Below are 14,232 nucleotides of genomic sequence, written 5' to 3'. Positions count from 1 at the left end.
CCGTCTCAACTGCGAGACATGTTACATGTTCCGGCTAGGGTCACACATGATGACATGTTTGGCAATATGTAACATACGGCAGCGACATCGATCGCTGGATAATTCACCCAACTACGCTGTTAATCAATCGATTACGTGATTTACCGTGCCGCTATTGCGAACTTCCGTTGGAGGAACGGGAGTACTGGCCATCTGTCTTTGGCGGGCACGACGACCTGTGTGCTTGCTATGCGAGCCCGCGAGCGCCGGCCAAGGTACCGACACCTGAAAACTAGCCACCGTTGGTGTCGTCGCTGTTGCTAACGTTGTTGATGTGTTGGGCATCAATGCGGCCGAATGGGTCGGTCGACCGACGTTAGAGGGTGTGCGGGTTCGACTGGTTCCGTTGGCGTTGGAGGACGCCACCGGACTTGCGGCTGCTGTGGATCGCCCGGTCGCCTTCGAATGGACGGTCGTGCCGCGGGATGTGCCATCGGCGCAGGATTACATCACTGCCGCCCTGAACACACCCGACCGATTCGCGTTCTCGGTGACAGATCGGCGGTCGGGCAAGATCGTCGGGACTACCAGCTTCTACGACATCAACGCTTACCATCGCTCGCTGGCGATCGGGGCCACGTTCTACTCGGCAGCCAATCACGGCGATGGGGTGAACCCGGAAACGAAGTATCTGTTGTTGCAGTATGCCTTTGAGCAGCTCGATGCCGTTCGCGTGGTCTTTCATACCGACGAGCGGAACGAGCAGTCGCGAGCCGCGATCCTCAAGCTGGGCACTACCTTTGAGGGGGTGCTGCGCAAGCAGTTCCCCCGGCCGGATGGCACCTGGCGGACCACTGCCCAGTACTCACTGATCGATGACGATTGGCCGAACACCAAAGGACTGCTGCAAGAGCGGATTCGGAGTTAGCGGCTTAGCCCACGGACACCTACGCCGCGGAACCCGGCGATATCGACGTCAGCTGAGCGGCCACCTTGACTGCGCGCCCGGCCTGGTAGCGTGCGGCGTCCAAGGCGTACTCCGTGGGCGGGATGCCGAAGCCGGCGACGTGCCCGGCCCCGTGGGGATTGCCCCACTGCAGCTGCTGGGCTATCGGAACCGGGGCGGTGGCGCCGGGCGGCACGATGATCCCGCCCCAGTGGGTGAAGATCGTCGTGAAGTTCGTCAGGGTCGTCTCCTGACCGCCGTGCGTGCTCGCGCTGGAGACGAAGGCCCCGTATACCTTGTCGGCCAGCTTGCCCGCCCGCCACAGGTCGCCGGTGCTGTCGATGTACGTCTTGAGTCCAGCGGCGATTGTGCCGTAGTGGCTGGGCGTCCCGAACAGGACGACGTCGGCCCATTCGATGTCGTCGGTGCGGGCCTCGTCGGCTGGGAGTAGGCGCACGTCGGCCCCCGCCTTGGCTGCGCCCTCGGCGGCGGCTTCGGCCATCCGCTTGATGCTGCCGGTCTCGCTGTAGTAGATCACCGCGACGTTAGCGATCGTCTGCTCACTCATGCCGTCGATCCTGGCGCGGGACCACGTGAGCCGTCTAAGACCAACTGGGTGGGCCGCGATACTCCACAGGTATCGATCCTGGTGAGGGGCGGATACGATGCCCTGGTGGAGACGCGAGAGTTGCGATACTTCGTCGCTGTCGCCGAGGAGTTGCACTTCGGACGAGCGGCGAATCGGCTAGCGATCGCGCAACCACCGCTGTCGCGGGCAATCCAGCAGCTCGAACGGCGACTCGGAGTGATACTGCTGCACCGCAGCACCCGCCCAATATCTCTCACGGCGGCCGGGCAGGTGCTGCTGGCGGAGGCCCGGGCCACGCTCGACGCGGCCGACGCCGCTGCGCGCCGCACCCGCCGCGCCGCCACCGCGAAGCCCGGTGTGGTGCTGGCGACGAAGGCCGGAGCTTCCAGTGAGCTGTTGGCGAGGCTGCTGGCGGCCTACGCTGCGGAACCCGGCGCTGTCGAGATCGAGGTGGTGCTGTGTGGACCCGGCGAGCAGGAAAGACTGCTACGTGACGGGCGCGCCGATGTCGCGCTACTCCAGCGGCCCTACGACAGCACGGCGGGATTCGACGTCGAGGACCTGCACACCGAACGGCAGGTCCTCATCCTCCCCGCGGGCCATCCCCTCGCTGACCGGCCACACATATCGACCGCCGAGGTGAACGCCCTGATTGACCTGCCGCTGCCGCGCTGGCCACGACCGGACGGGAGCTATCGCGACGGCACTGGCCCGCAGGTGCGCGATCACACCCAGCTGTTCCAGCTGATCGCGCTCGGACGGGCTTACGCGTTTGTGCCAGAGTCGGTCCGGTCAGCGTTGAGCGATGCTCATGCCATCGTGGTGGTGACGGACGCACCAGCCGTTACCACCGTCATCGCCTGGCCGCCACACAGTCGATCCCAAGCCGTAGCCGACCTAGTCCGCGCCGCGACATGTCTATAGCCGACAATCCGCCACGGACACGTGGCGGAATCTGGATTGCCATGTCGGCCTAGAGATTACGGAACGGCAAGGGTGGACAGCATCTTGGCGGTAACGGTCGTCAACTGCTGCTGTGAGATACCTGGCGGCGTTGCAACACCGATCCGGTAGCTCATCGCGAGGCCTGCAGTGGCGAGGACAAACGCACGCGCCTCAAGCTCGGAATCCGGCAGCGGCCCCAGGTGTTGCAGGAGGTACGTCCGCGTCAGCATCTGGAGTCTCTCTTCGACTCCTCCGAAGATGCCGACCCGCGTTCCCTCGGATTCGAACGCGCGCACCAAATCGCTGTGCTCGCTGAGTGTCTCGGTGATGACACTAAGGCATTGCGCGACCGCCTCGGCGGGCTCAAGGGTGATGGTCGCGAACACGACCTGCGTGAAATTCCGTTCGAGGGTCTTGGCGAGTCTGCGTTGAAGAACGGCCGCGATGTCCTCCTTGTTCGCAAAGTATCGGTATAGCAAGCCGATGCTCATATCGGCCTGTTGAGCGATCCTGTTGGTGGACGTGCCTGCGATTCCCTGTTGTGCAAAAAGGTGAGCTGCGGCCTCCAGTATCCGCTCGCGAGAATTGTGTGCACGCTGTTGTACCAGGTTACGGCCTCTAGGCATGATCGATCCAATTAGAGTAGAAGGTGAGTTATCGCTCATCTTATTCTGTCGACATGGAATCTGCTACATCGATCGCAACACCGGAGTCGGGTGACGGATGAGCGGGCTCCGAGGAAATTGTGTCGCCTACCACACTCGGAGCATTCGGCGAGAAGCTCTGTCCTGCAAAGAAACTGAAAACACCGATGCGGAATTCTGGCCGGTCGGGGAACTCTGCAAAACGGGAACTGTCAGTCGCGCTACTACAAATGGAGATTCTCATGGTCAGTGTTGAAAACTCGACACCCACTGCCTTCCGGTGGGAAGAGCGTTCTCGATCCAGTGACGCATCGGCTCAGAGGCGGCGGATAAAACGTCTGACCGGCTTCGACGTTTTCCCACGCCCGGAGGTTGCGTCCGAGTGGGCCCGCCTTCGCACCGTCGGTGATCCGGTGGCCGAACAGTTTGTGGCCGAGACGATCTACGGCGAAATGGGACGCGAGAAGACCAACGAACTCGTCGACCGTGCTCTCGCCGGTTCGGTTGATGATGTTCCAGAAGCGCCTGAATCGATGCGTGCATTGTTCGCCGAATTCGAAAACATTCCAGAGTGGGTCAACCCCGAACTCGTAGAGGCCGGCGCAGCTGTATGGCGCCGGTGGGCTTATCACATGGGCGCCATGGCAAATGCCGCGACGATGGATACATACACGGAGGGATCACTCGCTGTCCCCCTCGTGCTGGCAGGCGGCTATGCCGGACAGAGCGCGCTACACCGCTACCTGGAAACAAGCCGCTGGTGGATCGAGTCGTGCAAACCCGGCGCCGCGTTGACTCCGGGCTCCCGCGCCCGCGCAATATCAATGAAGGTTCGGATCATGCATGTCAGCATTCGGAAGGGCGTGCGACAGCACGCCGAATGGGATGCCGAGCGGTGGGGCTTGCCAATCAGCCAAGCGGAGATGCTCCTCACGCTCATGGGCGGGAGCGTGGCGCCGGGTCTGGGCCTGTGCGCGTTGGGCCACATAACGTCTAAGCGTGAGATCGAGGCCTGCATGCATTTCAGTAGGTACCTCGGGCACATGCTCGGCGTACGGTGCGACGCGATCTACCCCACGAATTTAGGGGACGGCATTCGCATCCTTTACATGTTCGGTACAGCACGATCCTATGATTCGGGGGAAAACGGTCGGCAGCTGATTGAGTCATTCGTGCCCTCATTCTCCCCCGCTCCGAATGCACGCCTTGGCGATCGCCTGCGCGCGGCCGCGCACCTTCGGGTGCAGGCGGCGCACGCACGCCTATATGTCAGAGCCCGCATTCGCCGACAGCACCACATCCCGGCGCCGGGAATTGGGCTCGTATACCTCGCGGCCCGAATCCCGCTGACTCTGGCGCTTGAGGCCGCCCGAAGGGTCTGCCCGCCGGTCGACCGCCTCTGGCAGTCAATCAACATGCATGCATGGGAACGCTGGCACGCATGGGCGCTGGGCAATGAGACCGAACAATTCACCGCACCGGAGCTTCAGCGCTAATCGGAAAGCGTTGCACCGGAGATCGGCATGGACGGTCAGCTCTCGGGAGGGGCGGCTAGAGTTTGGCCAAGAGTGGCGGGCCGAACAGTTCATAGCGGATGTCTTCGGCGGCAACACCTTTGAGTGCAAGTGCGTCGGCGACGTGTCGGATAAACGGGCGGGGCCCGCAGATGAACGCGACGGACTGCTGATCGACTGCGATCTGCTCGCCAAGGATCATGCGTCCGGCGGTCGCGCCTACGCGGTCCTTCTGCAGCGTGGTGTACCAGCTGTGCAGGCGCGCATTGGGCAGCCGGTCCACCAGCGATGTCAGCTCATGTCGGTACGGATGGGACGACATAGCTCTGTCCGCGTGCAGCACGCGGATGTCTCGGGTGGACTGCTCGGCGACCAGGTGATGCAGCATCCCTAGCATCGGTGTGCAGCCGATTCCTGCGGAAATCAGCAGGAGCGGGCGCCCGGATTCATCGAGCGTGAGTTCGCCGGCGGGTATGGAGATGCGAAGTTCATCGCCTTCGAACACGTTCTCGTAGATGAAGTTTGATACCTCGCCCGCTGGTATGGCGCCATCGCCGGGTAGACGTTTGACTGCGATGCGCCAGCTGCCCTGTGATGAGCTGTGCGCCAGGCTGTATTGGCGGCTTTGTCGTGCACCGTCGGCCAGCTGCACTTGGACCGAGATGTACTGTCCGGGGAGAAAGTCCGGAAATTTCCCGTTCAGGGGGGCCAGTTCCAGGCTGACGACATCTGCCGATTCGAGGGACCGCGCCGTGACGCGTGCTTGTCTCCAGATGTCGCCGGCCGCCACACCTGCGCTGGTGTAGAGCTCACGCTCCCGAGTGATCAGTTCGTGGGCCATCAACCAGTAAAGCTCGGTCCAGGCCTGCACCACGGCCGGTGTGGCCGCCTCACCGAGCGAATCGGCGATCGCCGAAAACAGATGCTCGTACACGACAGGGTATTGATCGGCCACCACACCCAGGGATGCGTGTTTATGGGCGACGCGGTCAAGCACGACGCCGTAGCGGTCGCCGTTGTCCTCGAGGAGAAGTTCGGCGAACGCGACAATGGATGCGGCCAATGCTCGGGCTTGATCGCCGTTGGCCTGATTGCTCCGATTGAAGAGGTTGCGTCCCAGCTCAGGATGCGCAGTGAACAGGCTGCGGTAGAACTTCGGCGTGATGTCATCGAGTGCGCCGGCGACCACCGATGCGGTGGCTCTGACGGTCGTCAACGATTCTGCAGAAATCATCGGGTGGCCCCTTCTGTGATGGTCAACGGTAGTTTTCGCAGCAGCGGCCCCGTCGGCGCCGCTACGAGATCCTGCACTGTCCAGTCGTTCAACTTGTCGTAGAAGGCGGACTGCGACACCCGCAACGCGCTGCGCAGATGACAGCCCTTACTCAACGGGCACGCGGCTGACCCCTCGCATGGGATGACCTCCCGCTCCCCTTCTAGGCCGGATGCGAGCCACCCCACCGGACTGCGCAGCCCGGCTTCTGAGATCCGTATTCCGCCGTGGCGCCCTCGGACGGTTTCCACGACCCCCAAGGCGCCGAGCCGCGCCACCGCCTTGGACACATGCGTATACGGAACCCCCAGCTTGACGGCCACATCAGCGGTCAGCAGCTGACGCTCATGGGTTTGGGCCGCCAGCAACATCGTGATGCGCAGACCGATATCGGTGAACTTGGTCAGCTGCATGCACCAGACGCTACCTAATAAGTATAAAATATGCATATTAAAGTGACTTTTGACACCCTGGGGCGGCGACGAATTCTGCCCCGCGGTCGGCATGGAGGTGGACCCTCGATGCAATGAAAAACTTTGCAGCACTGCGCGTCTCCGAGAACCCACCTAGGTTTGGTACTGATACCGCGGCGCAACCCGAGAACGAACTCGCCGATCGCGCACAACGCCCTCAGGCATGATCAGGAACAAGGAGATTCGACAATGAGGTTCGAACTCAGGGCAAGTCCGTCGTCATCACCCTGGCTGGTCGCCTGACCGCCGGTGTACTCGGCCAAGCAGGAAATCGCCGAAGCAGGAGGCGATCGCAATCACCTGTGCTCAACGAGATCCACCATTGGCGCGCGAGCTACGTGGTCGAGCCTTGCTGCGCAGTCGCCCTCAGCTGCAAGGGTATTGCCCGTTGAGAACACAATTCAACGGTGGTGTGTAGGAACCGCTCAGCACGCCTCTCATGCCACCTGTAGCGGAACCGCCTGGTGCGATGGTGCGATTCCAATTCGCGGGGCCAAGAACGTAGTGCGTGCCAGACTGTGCAAGGCTGCTACTCCAGGTGTGTTGGACGGACTCTCCCATCGGCAAGTCGAATTCAAGCTTCCAATCGCTTAGCGGCACTGTGCTCAAGTTGGTGATGGTGAAACGGGCGATAAAACCGGTCTGCCACGTCGAAGTCACCGACAACGTCGCCGTGACCGCAGCCGCGTGAGCAACGGGCGCGCCGGGGAGCCCGAGGACGGAAAGGACCAACGCCGACGGGGCTACGGAAAGTGCTGCACGCCATCGTTTCACGTACCTGTCAAGTCTGGCCATAGCAGCCAACATTAAAGCCAGGCGTGCGATGTCGGCTCACGCATCGCGGCTACGCTGCAGTACCTTTGCTCAACTGAGACCGTCATGAAATTTAACCTCGTTCGACCCCGAACTTCGCCTCGGTCCGGGGTCGAACGCCCCTCAGGCTGGATTCACTTTGAAAAGTGCTGTGCTAGTGCAGATTTCTTACGATCAGCCCCAAGTTGGCGACGCCTGAACCGTAATCGACGAACTCGATTCCGGTGACGACTCTTTCTGAACCGTGAGAACGTCAGCCATCCACACGCGGTGTTCCTGTCCAGTTGCGGATCGCGGCGACGAACTCGTCGGGCGCATCCGACTCCACGTATGCGCCTGCGCCCTCGACGATCACGGTCTGGTGGTTAGGGAACGTCGCTTCCAGCCGTTCGCGCTCCTGGGTGCGGAGGCCGATGTCGGCAGTGCCCCACACGATCAGTGTCGGCAGGTGGTTGAGTTCCGCCAGGCCGGCCTCGACCTTGGCGAAGAAGGTCTTGCTACCGATGATCTGGCCGGGGAGCACGGCGGAGGCCCGGCGCCCCTCTGGGGTATCCAAAGCCCGGCGATAGTGGGCCATCTCGCCGAGAGTTGGCTTACGCCTTCGGTGGCCCATGGGTATGAAGGCGTTGACGAGTAGGTTCAGGCGCTGGGCCAGGAAGCGCATCGGAAGACCACCGATGATGCGAGAAAACCACTCGAAGTGAAAGACGCCGTTGACCGGCCATGCCCAGGTGTTGGCGAGCACCAGTCGGTCGAAGACACCAGGCCGCTGTTGGGCGGCAGCCAACCCGATCGGGCCGCCCCAGTCCTGGCCAACCAGAGTGACACCGTTAAGGCCGAGCGCGTCGATGAACCCGGTGACCACCTCTGCGTGCTCTTCGGGAAGGTAACGGTAGCCGGGCTTCGGCGCGGACAGCCCGAATCCCGGATAGTCGAGGGCGATGCACCGAAAGTCTGCGCGCAGCGCGCAGATCACATCGCGCCAGAGGAACGACCAGGTCGGATTGCCATGCAGGAGTAGCAGTGTGGGGCCCGACCCCTCGTCGACGTAATGCACTGCGTGCCCATCGATGTCGACGAATCGGCTCTCGAACGGGAACAGGCGGCTGTCGACCCAGGACGGTCGTGCGTTCTTGGTGGTCTCGGCCATGCGGGCCCCCTCTTGGCTCGGTATCAAGGTAGACTTGAGCATGTCACGCTTACTTTAGATAATCAAGCATGAGGGAGAATGATGCGTAGCTACGGCCAATACTGTGGGCTCGCCCGCTCTCTGGAGATCGTCGGCGACCGCTGGAATCTGCTGATCATCCGCGAGCTCCTCATTGCCCCTGCTCGCTACCGTGACTTAAGCGACGGCCTCCCCGGCATCGCGACCAACCTGCTCGCCGACAGGCTCCGCGACCTCGAGGCCTCCGGGGTGATCGAGCGGCGACTAACCGGCGAGGGCAGTGTGGTCGAGTACGTTCTTACGCCGTGGGGTGCCGAACTGCGCCAGCCGATCGAGAGTCTGCTCCGCTGGTCTACCCCGCTTATGGTCCGCGGCCCCGCCGACGATGACACCTTCCGCCCCGAGTGGCTCGCTCTTGCCGTCCCCGCCCTGCTCAACACCCGGGTCAAGATTCGCTCCTCGGTGACGATAGGCCTTGAGATCGGCGGCCCACGTCTTCAGCTCCGCGCGACGCGCTCGGGCTTCGAGGTCGGTGTGCACGATGGGCGTGACCTTGACGCCACCGTCCGCGCGGACCCCGTCTACATCCTCGGCCTCGCCGCCGGCGCACTCCCCCTCAACGACGCGCGCACCCTCGGGCTGGTCGAGGTCGACGGCGATGAGGCTGCGGCCCGAACCGCCTTCGCTGCCTAACGGACGCCGAGTTCCTTGAGCAGTACCCGAACTCGCTGTTCGATGTCGTCGCGGACGGGGCGGATCGCCTCGGCGGATTGTCCAGCGGGGTCGGCCAGATCCCAGTTCTCGTACCGCTTCCCGGGAAAGTACGGGCAGGTGTCTCCGCAACCCATGGTGACCACGACATCGGCCGTCTGTACGGTTTTATCGGTCCAGGGTTTGGGGTACTCGCCAGTGATGTCGATGCCGACTTCGCGCATGACTTCGATTGCGGCCGGGTTTATTTGGTCGGCCGGTTCTGAGCCTCCCGACATTCCGATGGCGTTGCCCCCGGCGAGATGTGTGAAGTAGCCGAGGGCCATCTGCGAGCGGCCAGCGTTGTGGGTGCACAAGAACAGCACTGTCGGTTTTCCGTCGGTCACCGTTCTGCTGCTTCCTTGTGCGCATTAGGAGGTGAAACATGTTCGGGTTCGGGCGTGAATCGATGCCGCAGCGTCAGCGAGACGTACACCAGGGCCACCAGGACCGGGACTTCGATGAGGGGGCCGACGACGCCCGCGAGGGCTTGACCGGAGGTGGCGCCGTAGGTGGCGATCGCGACCGCGATGGCCAGCTCGAAGTTGTTCCCCGCCGCAGTAAACGCCAGCGTGGTAGTGCGCGAGTACCCGAGCCGTAGCGTCGCGCCGAGCAGGTAGCCGCCGACCCACATGATCGCGAAATACGCCAGCAGCGGTACCGCAATCCGCGCCACGTCCCACGGCTTGGCAATGATCTGATCACCTTGCAGGGCAAAGAGAATCACGATGGTGAACAACAGCCCGTACAGCGCCCACGGGCCGACCACCGGCAGGAACTTCGACTCATACCAATTGCGGCCCTTGGCCTTCTCTCCGAGGCGCCGCGACAGGTACCCGGCCAGTAGCGGGATACCCAGGAAGATGAGTACCGATTTGGCGATCTGCCAGGGTGAAATACTGATCTCGGTTTGGGGCAGGTTCAGCCATCCAGGCAACACCGACAGATAGAACCAGCCCAGCACTGCGAACATCAATACCTGGAACACCGAATTGAGCGCCACTAGGACGGCGGCAGCTTCGCGGTCTCCGCAGGCCAGGTCGTTCCAGATGATCACCATGGCAATACATCTCGCCAGGCCAACGATGATCAAGCCGGTGCGGTACTCGGGCAGATCGGGCAGCAGCAGCCACGCCAATACGAACATCAGCGTCGGACCGAGCACCCAGTTCAACGCCAGGGAGCCGATCAGCAGCCTGCGATCTCCGGTGACGGTGTCGAGCCGGTCGTAACGAACCTTGGCCAGCACCGGGTACATCATGATCAGCAAGCCGACCGCGATTGGCAGTGAAATGCCGTCGACCTGAATCTTTTCCAAGACTGTGTTCAGGCCAGGGACGTTGCGGCCGAGCAGCAGTCCCGCGGCCATCGCGACACCGATCCACACCGGCAAGAACCGGTCTAGCGTCGAGAGTTTTGTCTGGCTCATCGAGGAGAGCAGCACGACGGTGCCGAGGCGGGGTCGTCGCTGCCGTCTTGGGTGATCAATTCGGGATTGGTGCCGAAGGTCTCCGAATCGGCCAAAACCGTATATATCTCCCACTTCTCATGGTCTGGTGCGGTCACCCACACCTTGTCCTGGGTGGCGAAACAGCACGTGGTGCCGATCTGTTCCTCGGTGAACATGTCCGCCTCGGTCAGGCGTGCGATCTCGGCGTGCACCTGTTCGCTGGAGTCCACCTGCACCCCCAAATGGTTGATGGTGCCGCCGCGCCCCGGGTTCTCCAGCAGCACCAACTTCAGGGGCGGTTCGTCGATGGCGAAGTTCGCATAACCCGGCTTCTGCTTCGCCGGTTCCACTCCGAACAGCTTTGAATAGAACTGAATTGACACATCAAGGTCATCAACATTCAGGGCCAGCTGCATACGGGACACCGGAGCCACCTCCACAACTAATGAGATATTCGTCGAACTGGTCGGACGGCGCCAGTCTGCCACATCTTTGACATATGTCAAAGCATTCGGGATGCTGGCACCATGCCCAAGGCACTCCCCCTCGTGGACACCTCCGCTCCGGTCTGTTGCGCACCCGTCGCGGCCGGCCCCATGGGCGATGAACAAGCACTCGAGGTGGCGCTTCGGCTCAAAGCGCTGGCCGACCCCGTCCGGGTAAAGATCATGTCCCAACTGTTCAGTGCACCCGACGGCGAGATCATCAGCGGTAACCTGGCCGTCATCCTCGAGCTGACCGAATCGACAGTCAGTCACCACATGAACCAACTGCGCAAGGCTGGGCTCGTGGAGTCGGATCGCCGCGGCATGAACGTCTTTCACCGCCCCCGTCCCGACGCGCTCACCGCGCTGTGCGCAGTTCTCGACCCCAATTGCTGCCGGTGATCAGTACTACCGTCTAGAGCGCGGGTGGTACGACCTTGCAGTTGACTACAGTGAAATTGGTTGTAGGGCAGGTCTATCCGCCGATTGTCACTGATAGTTGGGTGTTACCACGGCGCAAATAAGTTCGATGATCGTGGAACTGAGTTCGACGACGGTTTCGGCGCCTTTGTGTGCGAGATGTTGGACGATCAGTTCGATGGCGCCGGCCACAACCGCATTGCATAGCCCCAGACTCAAAGGCGGCAAGGAGGTTTCGCTGCTAGCGTGCAGCTGCTGTAGGAGCGGGGCGATCCCCGAAACGAACTCTGCGATCGCTTCGTTGCGCCGGGCGCGCACCCGCGGACCCGCTCCTAGTGCCTCTAGGAAGAACATTCGTGCCGCGGCCGGTGCCGCTGCGATGACCGCGAGCAATCTGTTGACCGAGGCTGGCAATGTGGCCAGGGTCAATTCCGGCTCGCCCTCTTGGTCTTGGTCTGTCCGCGCTGCAGCGGAGATGAGCAGCTGAGTGCAGCGGTAGGTGTGCAGGAAGATAGCTTCCTTGCTGTCGTAGAGGTCGTACACGGTGCGACGCGACACCCCGGCACGGTCGGCAATCTGCGCCACCGTGGTCTCGGCGTACCCGCTATCGCCGAACAGCTCGACGGCGGCGGCCAGGATTCGCGCAGTCTGCGAGGTGAGGACTTCGTCGCGACTGAGTTGGTGGCGGTGCCTGGGCAGCGGTTCGGCGGCTCCCCCAGCCAACAGCTCGAACGTGGCCTGGGCCAACTTGGCGTCGTCCCTCGCAACGTTCGAGTCGGCGATAGTCATCTCGGCCATCCTATGTCGGCCGGAGAAACGCAATGTGCATTTTCTTCAATATAAACACGCTCTGTGTATCTATATGAGTGCACGTCAACGCCTCAGAAGGGGGATTTCCGTGGTCCTGGCCCGCGCGGGCCTTGCTCTCATGCCGCGTCACATCAACCTTGGCGCGGCCCGCTTCGCTGTAGTGCCAAACAGGGCCCGCGTCATGCAGGTAGTCGCCGTGGCGTTGGCGGCTAATTGGCCTTCTTGCCAGTATCTTTCAAGAATGTCGGATGCGCTGGACCTTCGGGCACTGTTCAGCGACCTAGTCAGATTCGAGACTGAGCTTTGGGCCGCTGTCGATAGGCGCCTTCGCGCTGAATGCAATCTGCAGCTGGCCTGGTTTGAGCCGTTGCAGGTAGTGGCCGAGCACGGTGCGTGTCGAGTGCAAGATATCTCGGAACATCTTGCGATCACGGTGGGTGGAGCAAGCAAGCTTGTAGACCGAATCGAAGGCGCGGGGCTTTGTCGCAGACGATCTAACCCCGACGACCGGCGTTCCTCGCTCGTGGCGCTCACGCCGGCCGGCAAGGAAGCGATGCGGCGGGCGAGCAAGGTATTCGAGACCGAATTGCGGACCCGCTTCACGGCCGCCGTGTCCGAGAAATCGCTTCGGGATTTTGCCGAGACCCTGGGAAAACTACGTTCGGCGAGTTGGGCTACTGAGTTGAGCAATGATCGATAAAGCTAAACCGTGCCTAGATGATTGGGTTATCTGCACCAACTGTTTGGGGTGAGGATGGCTCGCCTCGGTGGGGTTAGGCGAGCCACCCTCACCCGGTCTGGATGACTTCGGCTATCGGGCTAGCTCGACTTGTTGAACATGTATCGGGCGATCTTCCACTCGTCGTCCTCGACCCGCAGGATGAAAAGTTCGCGGTTGAACTCGGGATGCTCCTCCGCCGTTCCATTGACACGGACGGTTCCGTGACTTTGGGTCAGGACGTAAGCATCGGTCTCGCCGACGAGGCGCAGCTCATCGATGGCAAAACTTACGTTCAGGTGAATGGCCTCGAATGTCTGCTTGTACGCGGTGCTCAACTCCGGCCCCACTGAGGTCGGCAATGTACTCGGCATAAAGACCCCGTCGCTTGTGTAGGACGCGACGGCGGCATCCACGTCATCCTCATTGAGGGCTTGAAAGTAACTGGTTAGGCGCTCGCGGATCTTGGCCTCAGCGCTCATGGCGCACTCTCCATCTTTGTGTTGGTAGGTAACTTCCTGTGCACCCCTGCCAACTACCTTCCGGAGAAATATATTCCACGGAATTGAAATGAGGGTTCTAGCGTCGCGGACATCGAGGCGGGCTGTAGCGTGTTGGCCGTGAACTCCTCGCGTGTGTATTCCTCTGTTGCGACTCTGACCTGCGCCGCTTCGTTCGTCGTGGCGCTCGCTGGGTGCGGCTCCGATACGAAAACGCCTACCGCAAGCTCTCTTTCGGTCACGGGAGCGGCCACATCTTCCGTCGCCGCGGCGAGCGCTTGCCCAACGGCCGCGCCGCAGAGCGGTGGCACACCCGAGTGGACGTTGGCCGGATCCAACGGCAGTGTTGCCGTCACCGGGTCGACGGATACGGCGGCGCCGCGGGTCACCGTCACCGCCCCGTTCGGTGTCACGGAGACTCAGGTTCACACGCTGCGGGCCGGCGACGGCCCGGTCGTGGCCGATACCGACACAGTTTCGGTCTGCTACATGGGCGTTAATGGTCGCGACGGGTCCGTGTTTGATAGCAGTTACGAGCAGGGCGCCCCGGTTGAGTTCCCGCTTGACGGCGTTGTCGCGGGCTTCAAGAAGGCCATCGCGGGCCAAAAAGTCGGATCCACGGTCGGTGTCGCCATGACCTCTGCGGACGGCTACCCGAACGGCCAGCCCCGGGCCGGAATCAAGGCGGGCGACACGCTCGTTTTCGCGATCAAGATCCTCGCAGTCTCGCAGTGAGGCGAGCCCGTCCGAGCGTA

18 protein-coding genes are annotated in these 14,232 nt (G+C 62.1%); 7 read left to right on the top strand and 11 right to left on the bottom strand.

All coding sequences use genetic code 11. The annotated features are described in order from the left end of the window. Nucleotides 1-313: 313 nt before the first annotated feature. Nucleotides 314-907 (top strand): GNAT family protein, encoded by a 594-nt coding sequence (locus FZI91_RS15790; protein WP_309224164.1) that lies wholly within the window; start codon nucleotides 314-316, stop codon nucleotides 905-907. Nucleotides 908-926: 19 nt separating this feature from the next. Here FZI91_RS15790 and FZI91_RS15785 read toward each other — a convergent pair whose 3' ends face one another. After that, nucleotides 927-1,493 (bottom strand): NAD(P)H-dependent oxidoreductase, encoded by a 567-nt coding sequence (locus FZI91_RS15785; protein ID WP_155939947.1) that lies wholly within the window; start codon nucleotides 1,491-1,493, stop codon nucleotides 927-929. Nucleotides 1,494-1,598: 105 nt separating this feature from the next. On the opposite strand from FZI91_RS15785, the gene FZI91_RS15780 reads away from it, so the two are divergent. Then, nucleotides 1,599-2,438: a LysR family transcriptional regulator gene (locus tag FZI91_RS15780; RefSeq protein WP_162526437.1), complete on the top strand. Its 840-nt coding sequence runs from the start codon at nucleotides 1,599-1,601 to the stop codon at nucleotides 2,436-2,438. A 56-nt stretch (nucleotides 2,439-2,494) separates the two neighbouring features. Here FZI91_RS15780 and FZI91_RS15775 read toward each other — a convergent pair whose 3' ends face one another. Continuing rightward, nucleotides 2,495-3,085 (bottom strand): TetR/AcrR family transcriptional regulator, encoded by a 591-nt coding sequence (locus FZI91_RS15775; protein ID WP_162526438.1) that lies wholly within the window; start codon nucleotides 3,083-3,085, stop codon nucleotides 2,495-2,497. Between the two features lie 260 nt (nucleotides 3,086-3,345). On the opposite strand from FZI91_RS15775, the gene FZI91_RS15770 reads away from it, so the two are divergent. Continuing rightward, the gene (locus tag FZI91_RS15770; RefSeq protein ID WP_155939943.1) at nucleotides 3,346-4,599 is read left to right on the top strand and encodes an oxygenase MpaB family protein; all 1,254 of its coding nucleotides are present in this window, start codon (nucleotides 3,346-3,348) and stop codon (nucleotides 4,597-4,599) included. 55 nt (nucleotides 4,600-4,654) lie between these two features. Here FZI91_RS15770 and FZI91_RS15765 read toward each other — a convergent pair whose 3' ends face one another. From FZI91_RS15765 to FZI91_RS15750, 4 genes are all read right to left on the bottom strand, one after another. Next, on the bottom strand, nucleotides 4,655-5,851 hold the full coding sequence (locus FZI91_RS15765; RefSeq protein ID WP_155939941.1) for a globin domain-containing protein: 1,197 nt from the start codon (nucleotides 5,849-5,851) through the stop codon (nucleotides 4,655-4,657). Beyond that, nucleotides 5,848-6,303, bottom strand: coding sequence for an Rrf2 family transcriptional regulator (locus tag FZI91_RS15760; protein WP_155939939.1), 456 nt, complete (start codon nucleotides 6,301-6,303; stop codon nucleotides 5,848-5,850). Before FZI91_RS15760 ends, FZI91_RS15765 begins: the two co-directional genes overlap by 4 nt. 426 nt (nucleotides 6,304-6,729) lie before the next feature. Then, nucleotides 6,730-7,158, bottom strand: a complete 429-nt coding sequence (locus tag FZI91_RS15755; RefSeq protein WP_155939937.1) for a cellulose-binding domain-containing protein — start codon at nucleotides 7,156-7,158, stop codon at nucleotides 6,730-6,732. A 271-nt stretch (nucleotides 7,159-7,429) separates the two neighbouring features. Continuing rightward, a complete protein-coding gene (locus tag FZI91_RS15750) occupies nucleotides 7,430-8,326 on the bottom strand; it encodes an alpha/beta fold hydrolase (protein ID WP_155939935.1) in 897 nt (298 codons plus the stop codon). 81 nt (nucleotides 8,327-8,407) lie between these two features. Between FZI91_RS15750 and FZI91_RS15745 the strand changes: the two genes are divergently transcribed. Then, nucleotides 8,408-9,037, top strand: coding sequence for a helix-turn-helix domain-containing protein (locus FZI91_RS15745; RefSeq protein WP_155940141.1), 630 nt, complete (start codon nucleotides 8,408-8,410; stop codon nucleotides 9,035-9,037). Here FZI91_RS15745 and FZI91_RS15740 read toward each other — a convergent pair. The 3 genes from FZI91_RS15740 to FZI91_RS15730 are packed head-to-tail and all read right to left on the bottom strand — an operon-like array spanning nucleotide 9,034 to nucleotide 10,969. Continuing rightward, nucleotides 9,034-9,441: an arsenate reductase ArsC gene (locus FZI91_RS15740; RefSeq protein WP_162526439.1), complete on the bottom strand. Its 408-nt coding sequence runs from the start codon at nucleotides 9,439-9,441 to the stop codon at nucleotides 9,034-9,036. The genes FZI91_RS15745 and FZI91_RS15740 overlap by 4 nt on opposite strands. Continuing rightward, the gene (arsB, locus tag FZI91_RS15735; protein ID WP_155939933.1) at nucleotides 9,438-10,523 is read right to left on the bottom strand and encodes an ACR3 family arsenite efflux transporter; all 1,086 of its coding nucleotides are present in this window, start codon (nucleotides 10,521-10,523) and stop codon (nucleotides 9,438-9,440) included. Before arsB ends, FZI91_RS15740 begins: the two co-directional genes overlap by 4 nt. Beyond that, entirely contained in the window at nucleotides 10,520-10,969 is a 450-nt protein-coding gene (locus FZI91_RS15730; protein ID WP_162526440.1) for an ArsI/CadI family heavy metal resistance metalloenzyme, read from the bottom strand. Before FZI91_RS15730 ends, arsB begins: the two co-directional genes overlap by 4 nt. A 102-nt stretch (nucleotides 10,970-11,071) precedes the next feature. Between FZI91_RS15730 and FZI91_RS15725 the strand changes: the two genes are divergently transcribed. Beyond that, a complete protein-coding gene (locus FZI91_RS15725; RefSeq protein WP_155939931.1) occupies nucleotides 11,072-11,431 on the top strand; it encodes an Rv2640c family ArsR-like transcriptional regulator in 360 nt (119 codons plus the stop codon). 87 nt (nucleotides 11,432-11,518) lie between these two features. Here FZI91_RS15725 and FZI91_RS15720 read toward each other — a convergent pair whose 3' ends face one another. Continuing rightward, nucleotides 11,519-12,238 carry a TetR/AcrR family transcriptional regulator gene (locus tag FZI91_RS15720; protein WP_162526441.1) on the bottom strand — a complete coding sequence of 240 codons (720 nt, stop codon included), beginning with the start codon at nucleotides 12,236-12,238 and terminating at the stop codon, nucleotides 11,519-11,521. A 262-nt stretch (nucleotides 12,239-12,500) separates the two neighbouring features. On the opposite strand from FZI91_RS15720, the gene FZI91_RS15715 reads away from it, so the two are divergent. Continuing rightward, a complete protein-coding gene (locus tag FZI91_RS15715; protein WP_155939926.1) occupies nucleotides 12,501-12,959 on the top strand; it encodes a MarR family winged helix-turn-helix transcriptional regulator in 459 nt (152 codons plus the stop codon). Between the two features lie 119 nt (nucleotides 12,960-13,078). Here FZI91_RS15715 and FZI91_RS15710 read toward each other — a convergent pair whose 3' ends face one another. Continuing rightward, nucleotides 13,079-13,459: a nuclear transport factor 2 family protein gene (locus FZI91_RS15710; protein ID WP_155939924.1), complete on the bottom strand. Its 381-nt coding sequence runs from the start codon at nucleotides 13,457-13,459 to the stop codon at nucleotides 13,079-13,081. Nucleotides 13,460-13,597: 138 nt separating this feature from the next. Between FZI91_RS15710 and FZI91_RS15705 the strand changes: the two genes are divergently transcribed. Then, a complete protein-coding gene (locus tag FZI91_RS15705; RefSeq protein ID WP_375234381.1) occupies nucleotides 13,598-14,212 on the top strand; it encodes an FKBP-type peptidyl-prolyl cis-trans isomerase in 615 nt (204 codons plus the stop codon). Nucleotides 14,213-14,232 lie beyond the last annotated feature (20 nt).

This window comes from Mycobacteroides sp. CBMA 271, from assembly GCF_009729205.1.
In the GTDB taxonomy this organism is placed as follows: domain Bacteria; phylum Actinomycetota; class Actinomycetes; order Mycobacteriales; family Mycobacteriaceae; genus Mycobacterium.
This window is presented reverse-complemented; position numbering and strand designations above follow the sequence as displayed.

What these genes read in the sequence shown, in the direction of transcription:
- FZI91_RS15785 (WP_155939947.1), bottom strand. Translation starts at nt 1,493, where the DNA reads ATGAGTGAGCAGACGATCGCTAACGTCGCGGTGATCTACTACAGCGAG.
- FZI91_RS15775 (WP_162526438.1), bottom strand. Translation starts at nt 3,085, where the DNA reads ATGCCTAGAGGCCGTAACCTGGTACAACAGCGTGCACACAATTCTCGC.
- FZI91_RS15770 (WP_155939943.1), top strand. Translation starts at nt 3,346, where the DNA reads ATGGTCAGTGTTGAAAACTCGACACCCACTGCCTTCCGGTGGGAAGAG.
- FZI91_RS15765 (WP_155939941.1), bottom strand. Translation starts at nt 5,851, where the DNA reads ATGATTTCTGCAGAATCGTTGACGACCGTCAGAGCCACCGCATCGGTG.
- FZI91_RS15760 (WP_155939939.1), bottom strand. Translation starts at nt 6,303, where the DNA reads ATGCAGCTGACCAAGTTCACCGATATCGGTCTGCGCATCACGATGTTG.
- FZI91_RS15755 (WP_155939937.1), bottom strand. Translation starts at nt 7,158, where the DNA reads ATGGCCAGACTTGACAGGTACGTGAAACGATGGCGTGCAGCACTTTCC.
- FZI91_RS15750 (WP_155939935.1), bottom strand. Translation starts at nt 8,326, where the DNA reads ATGGCCGAGACCACCAAGAACGCACGACCGTCCTGGGTCGACAGCCGC.
- FZI91_RS15745 (WP_155940141.1), top strand. Translation starts at nt 8,408, where the DNA reads ATGCGTAGCTACGGCCAATACTGTGGGCTCGCCCGCTCTCTGGAGATC.
- arsB (WP_155939933.1), bottom strand. Translation starts at nt 10,523, where the DNA reads ATGAGCCAGACAAAACTCTCGACGCTAGACCGGTTCTTGCCGGTGTGG.
- FZI91_RS15725 (WP_155939931.1), top strand. Translation starts at nt 11,072, where the DNA reads ATGCCCAAGGCACTCCCCCTCGTGGACACCTCCGCTCCGGTCTGTTGC.
- FZI91_RS15720 (WP_162526441.1), bottom strand. Translation starts at nt 12,238, where the DNA reads ATGACTATCGCCGACTCGAACGTTGCGAGGGACGACGCCAAGTTGGCC.
- FZI91_RS15715 (WP_155939926.1), top strand. Translation starts at nt 12,501, where the DNA reads ATGTCGGATGCGCTGGACCTTCGGGCACTGTTCAGCGACCTAGTCAGA.
- FZI91_RS15710 (WP_155939924.1), bottom strand. Translation starts at nt 13,459, where the DNA reads ATGAGCGCTGAGGCCAAGATCCGCGAGCGCCTAACCAGTTACTTTCAA.